Source organism: Kitasatospora sp. NPDC086801 (genome assembly GCF_044745805.1).
In the GTDB taxonomy this organism is placed as follows: Bacteria; Actinomycetota; Actinomycetes; order Streptomycetales; family Streptomycetaceae; genus Kitasatospora.
Genome location: NZ_JBIVAX010000014.1, coordinates 87,402 through 105,455 on the forward strand (window position 1 = coordinate 87,402; position 18,054 = coordinate 105,455).

The 18,054-nt window shown below is 73.7% G+C and carries 16 protein-coding genes; 7 read left to right on the forward strand and 9 right to left on the reverse strand.

Features of this window, described 5'->3' with window-relative positions:
- From ACIPLC_RS17910 to ACIPLC_RS17920, 3 genes are read right to left on the reverse strand one after another with little or no spacing between them, the layout of a single operon-like run.
- A complete protein-coding gene (locus ACIPLC_RS17910; protein ID WP_400473936.1) occupies positions 1 to 1,257 on the reverse strand; it encodes a beta-ketoacyl-[acyl-carrier-protein] synthase family protein in 1,257 nt (418 codons plus the stop codon).
- On the reverse strand, positions 1,254 to 1,679 hold the full coding sequence (locus ACIPLC_RS17915; protein ID WP_400473937.1) for a cupin domain-containing protein: 426 nt from the start codon (positions 1,677 to 1,679) through the stop codon (positions 1,254 to 1,256). Before ACIPLC_RS17915 ends, ACIPLC_RS17910 begins: the two co-directional genes overlap by 4 nt.
- Before the next feature lie 32 nt (positions 1,680 to 1,711).
- Positions 1,712 to 2,878 carry a SchA/CurD-like domain-containing protein gene (locus ACIPLC_RS17920; RefSeq protein WP_400473938.1) on the reverse strand — a complete coding sequence of 389 codons (1,167 nt, stop codon included), beginning with the start codon at positions 2,876 to 2,878 and terminating at the stop codon, positions 1,712 to 1,714.
- A gap of 300 nt (positions 2,879 to 3,178) precedes the next feature.
- Here ACIPLC_RS17920 and ACIPLC_RS17925 point away from each other — a divergent pair, with 300 nt between their 5' ends.
- The gene (locus ACIPLC_RS17925) at positions 3,179 to 4,804 is read left to right on the forward strand and encodes an FAD-dependent oxidoreductase (RefSeq protein ID WP_400473939.1); all 1,626 of its coding nucleotides are present in this window, start codon (positions 3,179 to 3,181) and stop codon (positions 4,802 to 4,804) included.
- A gap of 116 nt (positions 4,805 to 4,920) precedes the next feature.
- Here ACIPLC_RS17925 and ACIPLC_RS17930 read toward each other — a convergent pair whose 3' ends face one another.
- Complete coding sequence (locus ACIPLC_RS17930; protein WP_400473940.1) at positions 4,921 to 5,844, reverse strand: serine/threonine dehydratase; 924 nt, start codon at positions 5,842 to 5,844, stop codon at positions 4,921 to 4,923.
- 327 nt (positions 5,845 to 6,171) lie between these two features.
- On the opposite strand from ACIPLC_RS17930, the gene ACIPLC_RS17935 reads away from it, so the two are divergent.
- Positions 6,172 to 7,029 (forward strand): DMT family transporter, encoded by an 858-nt coding sequence (locus ACIPLC_RS17935; RefSeq protein WP_400473941.1) that lies wholly within the window; start codon positions 6,172 to 6,174, stop codon positions 7,027 to 7,029.
- An 18-nt stretch (positions 7,030 to 7,047) separates the two neighbouring features.
- On the opposite strand, the gene ACIPLC_RS17940 is transcribed toward ACIPLC_RS17935, so the two are convergent.
- Together ACIPLC_RS17940 and ACIPLC_RS17945 are read right to left on the reverse strand one after the other, a co-directional pair.
- Positions 7,048 to 7,374, reverse strand: coding sequence for a hypothetical protein (locus ACIPLC_RS17940; protein ID WP_400473942.1), 327 nt, complete (start codon positions 7,372 to 7,374; stop codon positions 7,048 to 7,050).
- Positions 7,371 to 7,676, reverse strand: a complete 306-nt coding sequence (locus ACIPLC_RS17945; RefSeq protein WP_400473943.1) for an SAV_915 family protein — start codon at positions 7,674 to 7,676, stop codon at positions 7,371 to 7,373. The genes ACIPLC_RS17940 and ACIPLC_RS17945 overlap by 4 nt, the downstream gene beginning before the upstream one ends.
- A gap of 236 nt (positions 7,677 to 7,912) precedes the next feature.
- Here ACIPLC_RS17945 and ACIPLC_RS17950 point away from each other — a divergent pair, with 236 nt between their 5' ends.
- The 4 genes from ACIPLC_RS17950 to ACIPLC_RS17965 all read left to right on the forward strand — a co-directional run bounded on the left by ACIPLC_RS17950 (position 7,913) and on the right by ACIPLC_RS17965 (position 12,739).
- Positions 7,913 to 8,341 (forward strand): helix-turn-helix domain-containing protein, encoded by a 429-nt coding sequence (locus tag ACIPLC_RS17950; protein ID WP_400473944.1) that lies wholly within the window; start codon positions 7,913 to 7,915, stop codon positions 8,339 to 8,341.
- Positions 8,342 to 8,469: 128 nt separating this feature from the next.
- Complete coding sequence (locus ACIPLC_RS17955; RefSeq protein ID WP_400473945.1) at positions 8,470 to 8,826, forward strand: DUF4180 domain-containing protein; 357 nt, start codon at positions 8,470 to 8,472, stop codon at positions 8,824 to 8,826.
- Positions 8,827 to 8,991: 165 nt separating this feature from the next.
- Positions 8,992 to 11,214 carry an NADP-dependent isocitrate dehydrogenase gene (locus tag ACIPLC_RS17960; RefSeq protein ID WP_400473946.1) on the forward strand — a complete coding sequence of 741 codons (2,223 nt, stop codon included), beginning with the start codon at positions 8,992 to 8,994 and terminating at the stop codon, positions 11,212 to 11,214.
- A gap of 244 nt (positions 11,215 to 11,458) precedes the next feature.
- A complete protein-coding gene (locus tag ACIPLC_RS17965) occupies positions 11,459 to 12,739 on the forward strand; it encodes an RICIN domain-containing protein (RefSeq protein ID WP_400473947.1) in 1,281 nt (426 codons plus the stop codon).
- A 19-nt stretch (positions 12,740 to 12,758) separates the two neighbouring features.
- Here ACIPLC_RS17965 and ACIPLC_RS17970 read toward each other — a convergent pair whose 3' ends face one another.
- A complete protein-coding gene (locus tag ACIPLC_RS17970) occupies positions 12,759 to 13,391 on the reverse strand; it encodes a YdcF family protein (RefSeq protein ID WP_400473948.1) in 633 nt (210 codons plus the stop codon).
- Between the two features lie 74 nt (positions 13,392 to 13,465).
- Positions 13,466 to 14,479 (reverse strand): cytochrome c oxidase assembly protein, encoded by a 1,014-nt coding sequence (locus ACIPLC_RS17975; protein ID WP_400473949.1) that lies wholly within the window; start codon positions 14,477 to 14,479, stop codon positions 13,466 to 13,468.
- A 260-nt stretch (positions 14,480 to 14,739) separates the two neighbouring features.
- On the opposite strand from ACIPLC_RS17975, the gene ACIPLC_RS17980 reads away from it, so the two are divergent.
- A complete protein-coding gene (locus tag ACIPLC_RS17980; protein ID WP_400473950.1) occupies positions 14,740 to 15,705 on the forward strand; it encodes an NAD-dependent epimerase/dehydratase family protein in 966 nt (321 codons plus the stop codon).
- Positions 15,706 to 15,750: 45 nt separating this feature from the next.
- Here ACIPLC_RS17980 and ACIPLC_RS17985 read toward each other — a convergent pair whose 3' ends face one another.
- On the reverse strand, positions 15,751 to 17,862 hold the full coding sequence (locus ACIPLC_RS17985; RefSeq protein WP_400473951.1) for a phosphocholine-specific phospholipase C: 2,112 nt from the start codon (positions 17,860 to 17,862) through the stop codon (positions 15,751 to 15,753).
- Positions 17,863 to 18,054: the final 192 nt, after the last annotated feature.

Here is an 18,054-nt window from a genome sequence, read left to right on the forward strand (position 1 = left end):
TCACCCCGTTCTGTTGAGCACGACGGCGGACTGGAATCCGCCGAATCCGCTGCCGACCGAGAGGATGTGGCTCAGCGGCAGCTCGCGCGCGGTGCGCGGCACGTAGTCGAGGTCGCACTCCGGGTCCGGAGTCTCGTAGTTGGCGGTCGGCGGCACCACGCCGTGGGCCAGCGCGAGGGTGCAGGCGACCACCTCGATGGCGCCGATCGCGCCGAGCGAGTGTCCGACCATCGACTTGATGGAGCTCATCGGCGTCCGGTAGGCGTGGGCGCCGAGCGAGCGCTTGACGGCGGCGGTCTCGTGCCGGTCGTTCTGCTTGGTGCCCGAACCGTGCGCGTTGACGTAGCCGACGTCGGTGCGGTCCACCCGGGCGTGGGCGAGCGCGTCGTCGATCGCCCGGGACATCTCCAGCCCCTCCTGGGTGAGGCCGGTCATGTGGTAGGCGTTGCCGAAGGTGGCGAAGCCGCCGAGCTCGCCGTAGATCCGGGCGCCGCGGCGGCGGGCGTGCTCCAGTTCCTCCAGCACCAGGACGGCGCCGCCCTCGCCGAGGACGAAGCCGTCCCGGTGGGCGTCGAAGGGTCTGGAGGCGTGCTCCGGGTCGTCGTTGCGTTCGCTGGTGGCCTTGATGGCGTCGAAGCAGGCGACGGTGATCGGCGAGATCGGGGAGTCGGAGGCGCCGGCGATGCAGATGTCGGCGCGCCCCTCCTCGACGGCCTGGAAGCCGTAGCCGATCGCGTCGAGGCCGGAGGTGCAGCCGGTGGAGACGGTCTGCACCGGGCCGTGCGCGCCGGTGCGTTCGGCGACCGCGGAGGCCAGCGTGCTGGGCGCGAAGGCCCGGTGCAGCTGCGGTTCGGCCCGGTGGTGGTCGACGTCCCAGCGGGCGCCACCGGCGCTGACCAGGGCGTAGTCGTGCTCCAGCCGGGTGGTGCCGCCGACGGCGGTGCCGAGCGAGACGGCGACCCGCCACGGATCCTCGGCGGCCAGGTCCAGGCCCGCGTCGGCGATCGCCTCGTCCGCCGCGACCATCGCGAACTGCACGTAGCGGTCGGCCCGTTGGACGTCCGCCGGGCTCAGCCCGTGGGCCGCCGGGTCGAAGTCGACCTCGGCGGCGATCCGGGAGCGGAACCCGGTGGGGTCGAAGAGCGTGATGCCCCGGGTGGCGGTGCGGCCGGTGGTGAGGAGCTCCCAGAACGCCGGGACCCCGACCCCGCCGGGCGCGACGACGCCGATCCCGGTGACGGCGACGCGCCGGGTCACGAGGCCACCTTGGCGTGTTCCGGCGGGCCGGCGGCGCCGGTCTCCTCGGTGTCCACGTGGCCGAGTTCGGGGCGGGGGGCGAGCGGGCCGAGGTGGAACACCATCCGGGCCTCGGTGCCGCCGACGTTGCGGAAGCGGTGGCGCATGTTGATCGGGATCATCAGGCCCTGGTTGGGCTTGATCGGACGGCTCTCGCCGTCCAGGTCCACCTCCAGGTCGCCGCAGACCACGAACACGAACTCCTCGGAGTACGGGTGGTAGTGCTCGCCGATCCGCTCGCCGGGCTGGACGATCGCCAGCCCCATGAACCCGCTGGTCGCCCCGCAGGTGGTCGGGGTGAGCATGGCGCGCAGGTCGCCGCCGCGCCGACGGTTCTCCGGTGCCTCGTCGACGTGCACGATCCGTGGGTACTGCGTGGTCATGGTGTTTTCCTCCGAGAGATGTGGCTGGTTCTTCAGTTGTCCTGCGAGCTGCGGTCGGTGACCGGGTTCATGGCGCGGGCGGCCAGGACGGCGGCGAGCCCGTCGGCGGTGCGCAGGTCGCCCTGCGAACCGAGGTCGAGCAGCCGGCCGAGTGCGGCGGCCTCCTGGTCGCCCGCCACGCCGAGGGCGGCCGCCGGGTCGGCCTCGGCCGGCACCCGCAGGTCGACCAGGCGCACCACCACGTCCGCCCGGTGGAACACGGTGCTGGCCGCGACCGGGCCGGTCGGGTCGGCGGTGGCGAGGTTGTCGTAGTCGGCGAGCAGCTCGGCGACGGTCTGCCCCTCGCCCGGGCGGACGGGGTACAGCACGGCGTGCCGGTGCAGCCGGGCGGAGGTCGGGGAGCTGGCGATCGCCTGGTGCTTTGCGGGCAGCGCGGCCCGGGCGAAGAAGGCGCGTGCGGCCTGCGGGTCGCCCAGTTGGCGGGCCTCCTCCAGGTACGGGTTGATCGCCTCCTCGACGGCCCGCACCTCCGGCTGCATCGCCACGTGGCGCAGCGCGTCCCCGAGGTTGCCGACCACCTCGACGGCCCGGACCACCCGGTTGCCGTGCATGAACAGCGAGGTGCGGCGCAGCCTGGTGTGCTCGTCCACCTCGGCCCGGGGCGAGGCGTAGCCGGACAGGATCCGGGCCACCTCGGGCTCGCTGCCGGGCTTGACCGTGAAGGTGAGCGCGTGCCGGACGACGCCGTCCGGGCCGGGCTCGGCCTTCGGCGGGCCGACGTGCCCGGCGGGCTCGGTGCGCGGCAGGCCGGGCGGGACCTCCAGCGGGGCCCGGGTGCCGGTGGAGCCGGCCGCCGAGGTCTCGCGCAGGATGCCGTAGCGCAGCGAGCGGAAGTTGTCGCTGACGCAGCCGTGCATCGGCTTGACCATCTCGCGGTGGGCGGGGCTGTCCACCCACTCCAGGAAGGTGTCCTGGTCCTCCCACTCGCTGGTGATCAGCCACTGGCGGGGGTCGTTGATCGACTGGCACAGCTGATCGCTGACATGGCCGGGCACCGAGGCCACCTGGTGGCGCAGCTGCTCGTAGACGTCGAGGAAGCGCTGCTGGGCGCCGTCCTGGATCTCCAGCATCAGTACCACCCGGAGCCGGGTGTCGGAGTCGGCCTGCTGCTTCCGTTGCGGTTCGGACAGAGTTGTCATGATCCACTTTCTGCTCTGGGCCGCACGTTGCGGGCCGTGGTGGGCTGCGTCCGGCGGGTGCTCCCGGCTTGGGGGCGGTGCGACGGCGATCGGCCCGGTCGGTCGGCGCCAGGCCTGAGGTCGATCGTGAGCGGCGTATCGGGGTCCCGCGATATTTGCGGGCCATCCGGGGGAAGAGGCGGCACAAGCACCCTCGGGCGGGGGATGGAAGAGCGGGGCCCCGGGCTGTGCGGCCCCGTCGAGGCCGGCCCCGATCCCCGTCGCCGGTCCGCTGAATCCCCTTACAGGGTGGAGCAATTGATGAATCCGAAGGTTGACGACCGGGTGCCGGTCCTGATCGTGGGCGGGTCGCTGGTCGGGCTGTCGGCCTCGCTCTTCCTCGGCCGACTGGGTGTCAGGCACCTGCTGGTCGAGAAGCACGCCGACACCTCGCATCACCCGCGTGGCCGAGGCAACAACGTCCGCACGATGGAGCTGTACCGGGTGGCCGGGATCGAGCCGGCGATCCGCGAGGCGGCGTCGGTCCTCGCCCCGAACCACGGCATCCTCCAGGCGCCCTCGCTGACCGGCTCCGAGCAGGAGTGGCTGTTCCGGGAGATCGACCCCGGCGGGCGGCTCGCCCGGTTCAGCCCCAGCTCGTGGTGCCTGTGCAGCCAGAACGACCTGGAGCCGGTGCTGCTGCGCGCCGCCCGCGACCTCGGCGGCGACGTCCGCTTCAACGCCGAGCTGGTCTCCTTCGAGCAGGACGCCGAGGGCGTCACCTCGGTGCTGCGCAGCCGGGAGACCGGCGAGGAGCGCCGGGTGCGCTCGGACTACCTGATCGCGGCGGACGGCCCGCGCAGCCCGGCCCGCGAGCGCCTGGGCATCGGCCAGAGCGGCCAGGGCGAGCTGTTCCACAACGTGAGCATCACCTTCCGCGCCAAGCGGCTGGCCGACGTCGTCGGGGACCGGCACTTCATCGCCTGCTACCTGACCAACCCGGAGGCGGACGGCGCGCTGCTGCCGGTGGACAACCAGACGGAGTGGGTCTTCCACGCGCCCTGGCACCCCGAGCACGGCGAGCCGCTGGAGGCGTTCACCGACGAGCGCTGCGCGCGGCACATCCGCACCGCCGTCGGCCTGCCGGATCTCGACGTCGAGGTGACCGGCCGGGCGCCCTGGCACGCCGCCGAACGGGTGGCCGAGCGGTACGGCGCCGGGCGGGTCTTCCTCGCCGGGGACTCGGCGCACGAGATGTCGCCGACCGGCGCGTTCGGCTCCAACACCGGCATCCAGGACGCGCACAACCTGGCCTGGAAGCTCGCCGCGGTGCTGTGCGGCTGGGCCGGGCCGGCGCTGCTGGAGACGTACGGGCAGGAGCGCCGCCCGGTCGCGCAGGTGACCGGCGAGCGCGCCTCGGCCCGCTCGGCCGAGCACAGCCACCCCGGGTACGCGGTGGTGCCGGGCACCGGGCGGCAGGCCGGGGTGCTCGCGGTGGCGCTCGGCTACCGCTACCCGGTGGGCGCGGTGACCGGGACGGACCCGGCGGGAGCGGTCGTCCCCGAGAAGTTCGAGTCGGCCGGGGAGCCGGGCAGCCGCGCCCCGCACCAGTGGCTGCTGCGGGCGGGCGTGCGGCTGTCCACGGTGGACCTGTACGAGCAGGCGATGGTGCTGCTCACCGGCCCCGAGGGCGCGGCCTGGCAGACCGGCGCGCGGCGGGCGGCCGACCGGCTGGCCGTCCCGCTGGACGCCTACCGGATCGGCGGCGGCGCCGAGGACGACCTGGCGCCGGAGCCGGGCGCGGACTTCGCGGAACTGCACGGGATCGGCCCGGCCGGCGCGGTGCTGGTCCGGCCGGACGGCTTCGTCGCCTGGCGCTCCACGGGCGCGGCGGACGACCCGGAGGCGGAGGTCGCCGCGGCCCTGCGGACGGTGCTGAGCCTGTAGCGCGTGTCCGACAACGGGACCTGCCCGCCGGTCTCCCAACCGGTGGGCAGGTCCTCATGCTTGACGGTGGATCCGGCCGGTGCCGGTGCCGAAGGCGTCGTCCGGGTGGTCGCCGATCAGGGCGCGGCCAGGTCGGACGGGTCGGTGTTGGCGCCGCAGAGCAGGACGGCGACCCGCTCGCCCTCCGCGTGGTCGAGGGCCGCCAGGGCGGTGGAGGCCGCGTACTCGACGGCGATGCGGTGGTCCTCCCAGAGCCGGCGGCGGGCGCGCACGATGGCCTCGTCGTCGACCAGGACGGACCGGACGCCCTCGTGGCGGGCGGCGTGGACGGCGAGGGCGGTGGCGCGGCGGGCGCCGAGGGCGTCCTGGGCCACGGAGGAGACCGGGACGTCGACGGGGTGGCCGGCGGCCAGGGCGGCGTGCAGCGCCCGGCTGCCCTCCGGCTCCACCGCGACCACCCGCACGCCGTGCTCGCGGGCCGCGACGGCCACCCCGGCGAACAGCCCGCCGCCGCCGACCGACACCACCACCGTGTCCAGCCCGGGGACCCGGGCCCGGATCTCCTCCAGCACGGTGCCCGCGCCGGCGGCGATCAGGGGGTGGTCGTAGGCGTGCGAGGCCAGCGCCCCGCCGGCCGCCGCGAACTCCTCGCAGGCCGCCAGCGCCTCCGCGTACTCCCGGCCGACCAGCCGCACCTCGGCGCCGTACGAGCGCAGCCGCGCCAGCTTCACCGGGGAGGCCGTCTCGGGCAGGAACACCGTGGCGCGGACGCCGAGTTCGCGCGCCGCCCAGGCGCAGGCCAGTCCGGCGTTGCCGCCCGAGGCGATGGTGACCCCGGCCTCCGGGAGGGTGCCCGCCTCGGCGTGCGCGAGCAGGAAGTTCTGCGCACCGCGCGCCTTGAAGCTGCCGGTGTGCTGAAGGAACTCCAGCGCCAGCCAGATCCGCCCGCGGTCGTCCCCGGGGGCGACCGCGACCGGCCGCACCCTCCCGGCGATCCGCTCACCGGCGGCCTTGACCTCGTCGTACGTCAATCGGTCCATCGCGCCTGCTCCTCGCGCCGGGTGCGTCACGTCTGGGCTCGACGGTACGTCGCGGCCGCGGAAGAAGGAAAGATCACCATCGGGCCGGGGCGGGACGAGGCCCTGGCGCCTGTCCGGCGCTGTCCGGCCGGGGGTGGGGCGGGGGTGGGGCGGGGGCGTAGGCTGACCGTCATGCGTCACGTGATCCTGCCGCCGCCGGTCCGCTAGCGGGCGGCGCACTCCACACCCACCCCGGCCGGGCGGCCGTAGCCGCCGCCACCGGGGCGCTGGTTGCCGCCCGCGTACCCCGCGGACCTCATCCGGCATCTCATCGTGGAGTACCGACGCATGACCTCGTACACCGCCGTGCCCTTCCGGCACGGCCTGTTGTCCATCTCGGCCGCCGCCGTCGCCTGGGGCGTGGGCGGCGCCGTGGCCGCCCTGCTGCTGCGGACCAGTGGCCTCGGCCCGGTCGCCGTCTCGTTCTGGCGCTTCGCCGTCGCGGCGCTCTGCCTGGCCCTGCTGCCCTCCCGGGACCGGCACGGCACCGGGCGGGGCGCCGCCGTCCTGACCGGGCTCGGCCTGGCCGTCAGCCAGTGCGCCTACTTCGGCTCGGTGCAGTACGCGGGCCTGGGGCTGGGCACGCTGATCACGATCGGCGCCGGTCCGGTGCTGACCAGCCTCGGCGGGCACGTCCTGCTGGGCGAGCGCCTCGGCGGCCGGGCGGTCGTCGCCGTCGGGCTGGCGCTGGGCGGCCTCGTGCTGCTGGTGGCCGCCCCGGCGGCCGGGCCGCGTCCGGCCCTGGGGGTCGCGCTGGCGGTGCTGGCGGGTGCCGGGCAGAGCGGGCTGACCCTGTGGGCCCGGGGCGGCGGTTCGGCGCGTGCCAGCGCGGGCGCGTTCACCACCGGCCTGCTCTGCCTGCTGCCGCTGGCCGCCGTCCAGGGCCTGCTGCCGAACGCGGGGAACCCGGCGGTGACGTGGGGCGCGATGCTGTTCCTCGGGACGGTGCCGACGCTGCTCGCCTACCGCTGGTACTTCACCGGCCTGAGCGTCGTCCCCGGCACCACGGCCGCCGTGCTGGTCCTGTGGGAACCGGCGACGGCGGCCGTGATGGGAGTGGTGTTCCTCGGCGAACCGCTCACCGCGGGCCTGCTGGCCGGCTCGGCGCTGCTGCTCGCCGCGATCGCGACCCTGGCCCGCGAGTAGGGGCTTCCGGCGCGATCTCTAGGGCACCGGTCGGAGGGTCACCGGCCTGGGGGTGAGGGCGCGCAGCACCAGGTCGATCCGGACCTTGGCGGCCCCGGCGCGCTGCAGGGCGGTGGCGACCGCCCGCAGTTCCTCCGGGCCGGTGCAGGCGAGGCGGAGCTCCAGGTCGGCGTCGCCGGCGAGGGAGAGTCCGCCCTGGACGGCCGGGTGCTCGGCCGCCAGCCGGTCGAAGTCGAGCGGGACCGGCCCGTAGCTGACCCGGGCGAGCGCGTGCAGCGCCCGGGCCGGCTCGGGTGGTTCCGGTTCGGGGTCCGGATCCTCGGGGACCAGATGGAGGGCGGTCACCGGTGCTGGAGCTGTGCGGTCGGGGCGGGGGTGAGCGGGGAGGCGGGTTCGGTGACGGGCGGGGCGACCAGGCGCGGGTCGAGGACGAGGGTGTCGACGCCGAGCGGGGCGGTGAGCGCGCGCAGGGCGGGCTCGCCGAGTTCGGTGAAGGTCTGGTCCGGCCCGAGGAGGGCGGCGAGCGACTCGGGGCTGGAGAAGCCGACGGCGCAGCGGCGGCCGTCGCGCAGGCGGAAGAGGCGGAGGGCGGTGGTGGTGCCGGTACTGGAGACGGTGACCGGAACGTGCCAGACGACGCGGGCCATGCGGGTGCTCCCGGGTGGGGTGGTGGTGCCTGCCGGAACTGCTGCTTCGACGCTAGGCCGGGTTCCGCCGGGCGTCGCCGGTCCTGACGCGGCGTTGACCGAATGGGGTGGTGCGTTGACGGACTCCTGACGGCCGGGTCACCCGGGTGGACTAAACCACTCCCTATCATTACGTAAACATCCCTATCTGATGGTATGTTTCCTGCGGATGGGGACGTTCGAGAGGATGGTCGCAGGTGGCGCAGTACTACTCGGTGGAACAGGTGGCCGAACTGCTCGGCCTGCACGTGCGCACCGTCCGCGGCTACATCCGCGACGGCCGGCTCGTGGCGGCCAGGATCGGCAAGCAGTACCGGATCGCCCGTGCGGACCTGGAGGCCTTCACCGGCGCCCCGGCCGCCGAGGTCGCGCCCGGGGCCGGCCCGCGGCGCGCCGAGGTGTCCGCCGTCGTCCGGATCGAGGGCGTCGACCGGGTCGCCGCGGACCGGCTGTCCAACGCCGTGCTGGCCGCGATCGCCGGCCCGCGCGAGGGCGGCTGGCCGCTGCACGTCGAGACCGTCCACGACGAGGAGCGGGAGACCCTGCGGCTCGTCGTCCTCGGCGATCCGGCCGACACCGCCGCGTTGCTCGGCATCGTCCACACGATGACCTCGTCCATGCACTGAGACCTCGTCCACGCACCGAGACCCCGTTCACGCGTTGGCGCCTCGTCCATGCGCTGACGCCGGCCGCGCCGGATGGCGTCGGTCACACCGGATCCGCATCGAATCCACATCGACCAGGGAGAACGGCAATGTCCGAGCAGTACGGCACGACGGTCCTGCGGCTGCCCGTCGAGGGTGCGCCGATCCGCGAGGAGCAGGACGCCGTGGACGTGATCGGCGACGCGTTCGGCCGCGGCGCCTCCTGGGTGGTCGTCCCCGTCGCCCGGCTGCACCCGGACTTCTTCGCGCTGCGCACCCGGGTCGCCGGCGGCATCGTGCAGAAGTTCGTCAACTACCGCGTCGGCCTGGTGGTCCTCGGCGACATCGCCGACCACGTCGCGGCGAGCGACCCGCTGCGCGACTTCGTCCGGGAGAGCAACCGCGGCCGGCAGCTCTGGTTCCTCACCGACGAGGCGGAGCTGGCGGCCCGGTTCGCCGAGGTCTGAGCGCTCTCCGCTTGCCCCGCACCGGCCCCGGGACCACGGTGGAGCTGACCGTCGGAGCGCCCCCGGGGCGCCCGGCGCGCGCTCCGGGGCGGGGGGAGGTGGAGCTAGGGGGCCGTGACGAGATATCTTGACGTCAAGACGTTGGAGACGTGAAGCGGAGTACCGATGACTGACTCGACCATCATCTATACGCACACCGACGAGGCTCCGGCCCTGGCGACCTACTCGTTCCTGCCGGTTGTCCAGGCATACGCCTCGACGGCGGGTGTGCGCGTGGAGACCCGCGACATCTCCCTGGCCGGGCGGATCATCGCGAGCTTCCCGGAGCGTCTCGCCGAGGGCCAGCGGATCGAGGACGCCCTCGCCGAGCTGGGCGACCTGGCCAAGACCCCGGGCGCCAACATCATCAAGCTGCCGAACATCTCGGCGTCCATCCCGCAGCTGAAGGCCGCCGTCGCCGAGCTGCAGGCGCAGGGCTACGCGCTCCCGGACTACCCGGACGACCCGCAGACCGACGAGGACCGGGACGTCCGCGCCCGTTACGACAAGGTCAAGGGCAGCGCCGTCAACCCCGTCCTGCGCGAGGGCAACTCGGACCGCCGCGCCCCGGGCTCGGTGAAGAACTACGCCAAGACCCACCCGCACCGCATGGGCGCCTGGTCGGCCGACTCCAAGACCAACGTCGCCACCATGGGTGAGAACGACTTCCGCTCCACCGAGAAGTCCGCCGTGATCGCCGCCGACGGCGCGCTGCGCATCGAGCTGGTCGCCGAGGACGGCAGCGCCACCGTGCTGCGCGAGAGCGTCCCGGTGCTGGCCGGCGAGGTCGTCGACGCCTCGGTGATGCGCGTCGCCGCCCTGCGCGAGTTCCTGGCCGCCCAGGTCGAGCGCGCCAAGGCCGAGGGCGTGCTGTTCTCGGTCCACCTCAAGGCCACCATGATGAAGGTCTCCGACCCGATCATCTTCGGCCACGTGGTCCGCGCCTTCTTCCCGAAGACCTTCGCCAAGTACGGCGAGGTGCTGGTCGCCGCCGGTCTGGACCCGAACAACGGCCTCGGCGGCATCCTCAACGGCCTGGACGGCGTGCCGCACCTGGGCGCGGAGATCAAGGCCTCGTTCGAGGCCGAGATCGCCGAGGGCCCGGCCCTGGCGATGGTCGACTCGGACAAGGGCATCACCAACCTGCACGTCCCGAGCGACGTCATCGTCGACGCCTCGATGCCGGCCATGATCCGCACCTCCGGCCACATGTGGGGCCCGGACGGCCAGGAGGCCGACACCCTCGCCGTGCTGCCCGACAGCAGCTACTCCGGCGTGTACCAGGCCGTCATCGAGGACTGCCGCGCCCACGGCGCCCTGGACCCGGCCACCATCGGTTCCGTCCCGAACGTCGGCCTGATGGCCCAGAAGGCGGAGGAGTACGGCAGCCACGACAAGACCTTCGAGGTCGCCGCGGCCGGCACCGTCCGCCTCGTCGACGCCGAGGGCAACGTGGTGCTGGAGCAGGCCGTCCAGCCGGGCGACATCTTCCGCGCCTGCCAGACCAAGGACCTGCCGATCCAGGACTGGGTCAAGCTGGCCGTCACCCGCGCCCGCGCCACCGGCGACCCGGCGGTGTTCTGGCTGGACGGGAGTCGCGCCCACGACGCCGTCCTGATCGAGAAGGTCAAGAAGTACCTGCCGGAGCACGACACCACCGGCCTGCAGATCGAGATCAAGTCCCCGGTCGAGGCCACCACCTTCTCGCTGGAGCGCATCCGCCGCGGTGAGGACACCATCTCGGTGACCGGCAACGTGCTGCGCGACTACCTGACCGACCTGTTCCCGATCCTGGAGCTGGGCACCAGCGCCAAGATGCTGTCGGTCGTCCCGCTGATGGCGGGCGGCGGCCTGTTCGAGACCGGCGCCGGCGGCTCCGCCCCGAAGCACGTCCAGCAGCTGGTCAAGGAGAACTACCTGCGCTGGGACAGCCTGGGCGAGTTCTTCGCCCTGGCCGCCAGCTTCGAGCACCTGGCCACCAGCACCGGCAACGCCCGCGCCCAGGTGCTGGCCGACACCCTGGACCGCGCCACCGGCACCTTCCTCAACGAGGACAAGTCGCCGAGCCGCCGCCTCGGTGGCATCGACAACCGCGGCAGCCACTTCTACCTGGCCCTGTACTGGGCCCAGGAGCTGGCCCAGCAGACCGCCGACGCCGAGCTGGCCCAGGCGTTCGAGGGCCTGGCCAAGGCGCTCGGTGAGCAGGAGACGGCCATCGTCGACGAGCTGATCGCCGTGCAGGGCTCGCCGGTCGACCTCGGCGGCTACTACCAGCCGGACCCGGCCAAGGCCGCGGCCGTGATGCGCCCGTCCAAGACCTTCAACGAGGCGCTCGCCAACCTCGCCTGATCCCAGGGGAGTCGAAGCACCGGGAGGCTCCCGGGTCCAGTACCGGACCTGGGAGCCTCCCGGCTTTCCAGGCTGCCTCCGTGGCCGCTGCGGGGCCAGGGCGGAGGAAGATCATCAACGGTCCGTCAGGGAGCCGTCAAGATCACGGGTGGCGCCGGTGAGCGGTCCTAGCATCCGGAGGACCGTTCTCCGCTGCGGATCCGCAGACGGACGCCACCTCGCCGAATGATCGGGGCACTTCAGCATGCGCGCTTCCTCCCGCCGGACGACCAGGGCCACCCACCGGGCCGTCGCCGGCACCCTGCTGGCGGCCCTGGCCTCGACCGGCCTGATGGCCGTGCCGCAGCAGGCCTCGGCGGCGACCGACTGCCCGGGCATCGAGCCGGGGGTCGGCGGGCCCGCCAACATCGGCAACGGCAACTGCTACAGCGCGCTGATCAGCTCCATCGGCGCCATGATCGGGGGCTTCCGCAGCGCGGCCCTCACCGCGCAGGCCGACAACGCCGCGTTCACCCAGGGCATGGCCGGCCAACTGAGCGCCGCCGCACCGGGGTTCAACGTGATGGTGTTCAAGTACGACGGCACCGACCTGTACGACACCCTCTGGTTCCGCAACGTCTACGAGGCGGACATGCGCGGGGTGCTGATCGACCAGACCGTCAAGCTGGAGCACCACGACAACGAGGGCGGCCCGACCGGCTACGACGACTTCCGGATCTGGGTCTTCGCGGGCGAGTCGACCTTCACCAACAAGGGCGACGGCGGCTACGGGAACTGGGCCTTCGTCGGCAGCGACTCGGACCGGACCGTGACCACCTCCCGGTCCTGCGTGCTGATCCGGTGCTACGACAGCAAGCGGATCATCCACTTCCCGGCCCGCGAGATCCCGGCCGACATCGCGGGGACCCCCGGCACCCCGGGTGTCCCCGTGACCCCCGGCGTCCCCGGCACGGTGCCGGGCGTCGGCACGGGCGGCACCGCCACCCCGGGCATCCCCGCGAACCCCGGTACGGTGCCGGGCGTCGGCACCGGTGGCACCGCCACCCCGGGCATCCCCGCCAAGCCCGGTACGGTGCCGGGCGTCGGCACCGGTGGCACCGCCACCCCCGGCGTGCCCGCGCACCAGGGTGGCGGTGGTGACGTCGTGACCGGGCTGCTGTACCCCAAGGTGAAGACCGGCCGGGGCCCGGTGGCCACCGGGGCCGCCTCGGGCCCCTCGATCCTCGCCGGCACCAGCGGCCCCAAGAACACCGGCTGGCAGTTCACCGCACTGGGCAACGGCCGCTACAAGATCACCAGCGCCGTGTCCGGCCTCGCGCTGACCGAGAACACCAAGGGCTACGTCGCCGAGGCCAAGCCGTGGACCGGCGCCGACGAGCAGAAGTGGCAGCTCGTCGCGCAGGGCGACGGCCAGTACCGGATCCGGATCACCGACCAGGACTGCCTGACCTACGACGAGGACGCCAAGGCCCTGGGCGTCTGGACCTGCAACAGCGGCTGGAACCAGCAGTGGAGGCTCCAGTAGCAGCCGGGGTGTCCGGGGCTCATCCGAGGAGCACTCCGGTGCCGGCCAGCAGCAGGAGGGCGGCGACGTTGGCGCGCGGGTACGCGAGTGCCGTGCCGACCGCCTCCCGCAGCAGCGCGTACGGGCCGTGGGCGAGCAGCCCGTCCGCGCCGACCACCGGGCCGGGGGCGCCGGCCCGGCGGGCGGCGAGTGCGGTGCGGACGGTGTGGAAGCCGCTGGTGACGACCGTGCATCGGTAGCCGGGCCGTTCGGCGGCCATCAGCGCCGCGCTGAAACGCAGGTTCTCGACGGTGTTCACGGCCCGCTCCTCGCGCCGGATCCGGTCGGCCGGGACGCCCCGGGCGGTCAGGTAGCGGGCCATCGAGGCGGCCTCGGTGCACTCCTCGTGCGGGCCCTTCCCGCCGGTGACCAGGAGCAGCGGCGCGTGCCCGGCGGCCTCCTCGGCGGCGAAACGTTCCAGCGCGGCGTCCAGCCGGGCCGCCAGCGGCGGGGCGGGCTCGCAGCCGTCCAGGGCGGCGCCGAGGACGACCAGGTAGTCGGCCCCGGCGGGGGCGGGGCGGCGCCCCTGCCGCAGCGCGCAGCCGAGGAAGCCGAGCAGCCAGAGCAGGACGTACCCGCCGAGCAGGACAGCGACGGTCAGCAGAGCGTGCATACCGTCCGAACGTATACGGCGGAACCCCCGTTCCGAACGGGAACGGGGGTTCCGCGGCGCGGGCGGCGGCGGGCTCAGCCGGCGTCGGCCGCCGGGGTGACGGGGGTGACAGCGGCGGCGGGGGCGGCGGGCGCCGCCGGGCGCGGGCCGCGCTTGTGCAGCGAGGCCAGGTAGGCGTTGTACGCCTCCAGCTCGGCGTCGCCGCTGCGCTCCTCGGCCCGGTCGGTGCGGCGGGCGTGCCGCTGTTCGGAGCGCATCCACTGGTACACCAGCGCGATCAGCACGATCGCGGTCGGGATCTCGCCGAACGCCCAGGTGATGCCGCCGGCCAGCTTCTGGTCCTCCAGGAGGTCGGTGCCCGGTGGCGCGCTCTCCACGGTGAAGGTGGTGACCAGCGGGTGGGCGGCCATCATCACGGCCACGCCGAAGAAGGCGTGGAACGGCATGCCCATGAACAGCTCGATGATCCGCATCACATGACTGGGGCGGTGCGGGCCCGGGTCCACGCCCATGATCGGCCAGAAGAAGGCCAGACCCGTGGCGAGGAAGTGCACCATCATGAAGATGTGCCCGGCGCGGTACTGCATCAGGAAGTCGAACAGCGGGGTGAAGTAGACCCCGTACAGGCTCGCGATGAACAGCGGGATGGTGAAGGCCGGGTGCGAGATCACCCGGACGTACCGGCTGTGCAGCAGCGCCACCAGCAGCTCGCGCGGACCGCGCGGGCGGCCCTTGCCGGCGGGCCGCAGCGCGCGCAGCGCCAGCGTGATCGGGGCGCCCAGCAGCAGCAGGATCGGCGTCAGCATGGACAGCACCATGTGCTGGATCATGTGCGCGCTGAACAGCACCATGCCGTAGTCGTTCAGCCCGGTGCAGGTGACCAGGATCAGGCTGCCGACACCGGCCGCCCAGCCGACCATCCGGCCGACCGGCCAGCGGTCGCCGCGCCGGTGGAGCCGGACCACGCCCGCCGCGTACAGCGCCAGGGCGGCCAGACCGCCCAGCAGGAACACCCAGTCGGGGGACCAGGTCCAGACGTTGGACAAGGTGAACGGGCCTAGCTGGGTCATCCCGCCGTGGTGGTGCATGCCTGACATTCCGTCGCCCATCGGGGGGCCCTGCTTTCCGTCCTCGTGGCCCCTGGAGGGGGTCCGGTTCGCCCGTTTTGCTTGGTCTACAGCCTAGGTGGGCCTTACCTCGGGCCGTGCCCCGCCCCCTCCGTACGGGCGGCCGCCGGGCGGGTGGCGGGGGCTGGATAGACTGACCGGCCGGTCGACGGCGATATGCCGACACAGCGACACGGCGACACCGTGAGACGGCGAGACGGCGAGACGGCGAGGGGTGCGGCATGGCGGCGGGACGGCAGCACCCGGAGCGCACCACGGTCGCGCTGACCGGAGCGACCGGCTTCATAGGCTCAGCCGTGCTGGCCGCCCTCACCGCCCGCGGCGCGCGGGTGCGCGCGCTGGCCCGCGAACTGCCGCCCGTACGCGGCGCGGCCGACTGGGTGCCGGGTGACCTCGCCGACGGGGCGGCGCTGGCCGCGCTCTGCGAGGGTGCCGACGTCCTGCTCCACCTGGCCTCCCGGGTCTCCGGCGGCGCCGAGGAGTGCGCGGCGGTGAACGTGCGCGGCACCGAGGCGGTGACGGCCGCCGCGACCCGGGCCGGGGTGCGCCGGATCGTCCACCTGTCGACGACCGCGGTGTACGGCGAGGGGCCGCACGCCGGCATCGGGGTCGACGAGGTGCCGGCCGCCCCGGTCTCCGAGGCCAGCCGGACCAGGCTGCTCGGCGAGCGCGTCGCGCTGGCGGCGGGCGCCGTCGTGCTGCGGCCCGGCCTGGTGACCGGGACGGGCGACCGCTGGGTGGTGCCCGCGCTGGCCGAACTGGTCCGCCGGGTGCCGGTGCCCTGGGCGGGTGGGAACGCCAGGCTCTCCGTGGTGGACCGCGCCGACCTGGCCCGGCTGATCACCGCCCTCGCCCTGGACGACCACGTCGTCCCGCCCGGCGTCCACCACGCGAGCCACCCCGACCCGGTCCGGGCCGGCGACCTGCTCGCCGCCCTGGCCGACCTCGGCCTGCTGCCCGCCCTGGCCGGCCCGGACACCTCCTGGGACGAATGCCGCCGCCTGCTCGCCGCCACCCCCGGCCGCGTCTCCGAGCGCCAGTTCTCCCTGATCGCCCGCGACCACTGGTACCGGGGGGACGACGTCTGGCGCCTCGCCGCCTGCCCGCCCGGCCCGGGCCCCCTCATCAGGCTGCCCGCCGCCGCCCCCTGGTACCGCCGGACCCTGGGGCTCCCCGCACCGGCGTAGGACGGAACGCCGGTGCGGGGAGCCGGTCAGGGGCTCCGCCGTCGGTCAGCGGGGGCCGGGGTCGCTGGTGCCGGGGCGGCCGTTCTCCAGGTGGCCGGCCCAGCGGCGACGGAAGGTCGGTCCGTCGGTGCCGGCGACGGTGATGTCGTACCAGCGGCTGTCGGGGCGGATGTCGAACGTGAACTGGGCCGAGGCGCCGGGCCGGATGCTGCGGCTCTGCTGCGAGCCCTTGGCGTAGGCGTTGGCGGCGGTCACCGTCCGGGCGACCGGCCCGTTGTTGGTGACCTTGACGCGCACCGTGGACTTCTTCGGGTCGAACAGCGCGACCAGTTCGGTCCGGGCGTTGCCCTCGAACTCCTGCACCGACCCGTTCGGGCCGTGGGCGGCGAGGTGGTAGTCGCCGGAGGCGGTGAGCGGCCAGAAGTCGCCGAGGGTGTCGCCGCCCGAGATGGTGTAGCGGCGGGGGGCGGCCTTCGGCGCCGTCCGGTCGTAGACGTAGAGCCAGGCGCCCGCCTCACCCCGGTTCTCCAGGTCCAGCTGGAACCGCCCGGGGGTGTCCGTCTCCTCCTCGTTGACCACCAGGTCGTACGGGAGGGCGCGGGCCGGCCGGACGCCGGGCTCCTGGGTGGGCATCCGCTGGGGCAGCGGCACCTGGTACGGCTTGCCCTGGGAGGCGATCGGCGCGGGCACCGGGATCGAGACCGGCCGCGGGTCGGCGCCGGAGAAGTCGAGCGCCGAGGTGAGGTCGCCGCAGACCGACCGGCGCCAGGCGCTGATGTTGGGCTCCTCGATGCCGAACCGGGCCTCCAGGAACCGCAGGACGGAGGTGTGGTCGAAGGTCTCCGAGCAGACCCAGCCGCCGCGCGACCACGGGGAGATGACCAGCAGCGGCACGCGCGGGCCGAGGCCGATCGGCTGGAGGCCGCCCGGGTCGGCGCCGGGGACCAACGGGCCCATCTCGCCCGGGTGCTTGCCGAGGTCGAGCAGTTCGTCGCGCAGGCTCGCCCGCAGGTCGGCGGAGACGATGCCCTGGCCGCCCGGGCCGCTGACGACCGGCGGCATCGGCGGGACAACGTGGTCGAACAGGCCGTCGTTCTCGTCGTAGTTGATGAGGAAGACCGTCCTGCCCCAGACCTCGGGGTTGGAGGTGAGCGCGTCCAGCACGAGGTTGATGTAGTACGCGCCGTCGGTGGGCGTCGCGGACGGGTGCTCGCTGTACTTGTACGGCGGGACGATCCAGGAGACCTGCGGCAGCCGGCCCTGCTGGACGTCGGCGCGGAACTCCTTCAGCGTGTGGTCGGTGGCGCCCTTGTCCACCAGCGGGCCCGACGCGCCCTCGGCGACCTGGTACCGCTCGAAGAACATCAGCGAGTTGTCGGTGTAGTTGTCCGTGGGGGTGCCCGGCTCGCCGGAGCCGCCCTGGTACAGCTTCCAGCTGACGCCGGCCTTCTCCAGGCGCTCGGGGTAGGTGGTCCAGGTGTAGCCGTTGGTGTTGTTGCGCTCCTCCAGGCCGGGGCCGTTGGGCTTGCGGCCGTACACGTTGCGCGGGTCGCTGGTGCCGGTCCACAGGTAGATGCGGTTGGGCGCGGTGTCGGCGTGGACGGAGCAGAAGTACGAGTCGCAGACGGTGAAGGCGTCGGCCAGGGCGAAGTGGTACGCCAGGTCCTGGCGCTTGAGGTGGCCCATCGTCATGACGTCCTGCTTCTGGTTCACCCACTGGTCGTGGCGCCCCTCGTTCCAGGCGAGGTGGCCGCTGCTCCACCCGTGGTCGGTGCCGGCCTGGTACTCGGTGGTGTTCCGGGGGTCGATGTACCAGGGCAGCACCTCCTGCTCGGAGGCGGGCAGGCCGCGGTCGTGGTAGCGGTCGGTCTTCACGGCTGCGGCGGGCTGGTGCCAGTTCGGCCGGCCGTCGGGCAGCAGGGTGGGGCGCGGGTCGTCGAACCCGCGCACGCCGCGCAGGGTGCCGAAGTAGTGGTCGAAGGAACGATTCTCCTGCATCAGGACGACGACGTGTTCGACGTCCTCGATCGAGCGGTGCCGGCCGATCGCGGGCAGTGCCAGGGCCTTGCTGACCGCGGGCGGGAACGCGCCGAGGCCGGCTGCGGCCGCGGACGCGCCGCTCAGCTGGAGGAATCGGCGCCGGTCGATGGAGGCCACGTGGTGTCCTTCCTGTTTCGGGTACATGGGGTGCCAAGAAGGTTCGAACATAGGTGCCGCAACCAGGCCCTACGAGGTCCTCCAGCGAACGCCGCGTGAGTTTTCAGCCAACTCCTGTCTAGCCAACTTCCCGGGACCTACCGGTGGTGGGCCCGGAAACCCGCATGCGTCGCCCCGCGCCGTTCTGCGAGC